The sequence below is a fragment of the Xenorhabdus entomophaga genome (assembly GCF_037996725.1).
Lineage (GTDB): Bacteria > Pseudomonadota > Gammaproteobacteria > Enterobacterales > Enterobacteriaceae > Xenorhabdus > Xenorhabdus khoisanae.
In genome coordinates, this window is the sequence record NZ_JBBMXH010000349.1 from 1 (window position 1) to 441 (window position 441).

Annotated in this window: 1 protein-coding gene; it reads right to left on the reverse strand. The window is 41.5% G+C overall.

Translation table 11 applies throughout. The features are described from left to right. Positions 1-108 precede the first annotated feature (108 nt). On the reverse strand, positions 109-276 hold the full coding sequence (locus AAC854_RS23140) for a hypothetical protein (RefSeq protein WP_340619134.1): 168 nt from the start codon (positions 274-276) through the stop codon (positions 109-111). Positions 277-441 lie beyond the last annotated feature (165 nt).

Sequence of the window (441 nt, forward strand, 5' to 3'; positions counted from 1 at the left end):
TTTGTATGCCAGGACTCTTTTTCGAAAATCTAAACTGTAACCCATTTCACTTTATGCCTTGTCATGTTGGATTTGGATATTATGACATATTAGTATGATTCTGCTATATTATTTCTCCGGTAAGATTTTGACTGAAGCAAAATTCATAACTCGCCAATCTGCATGTAACTGTCTTGCGCCGCCCTTACCAAACTCAGGATAAGCTTCTGTAAATGGCTCTAAACGAGTTTTTACTTCGTCACCTTTCCAGAAAGGCTCCCCTTTATTGCCTACCACGCCCTCTAACCCATACGAATCTACCCATCCTGTGGGATTATGAACGCATCCATAGGGGGTCATGCTCCCAATGATTAGATATTGTGGTAAACTCCCCGCTTTTTATTATGGGTGAGATATGGCTAAAGTGGATGTGGTTTGCCGTTACTGTCACAAAGCGGAAGA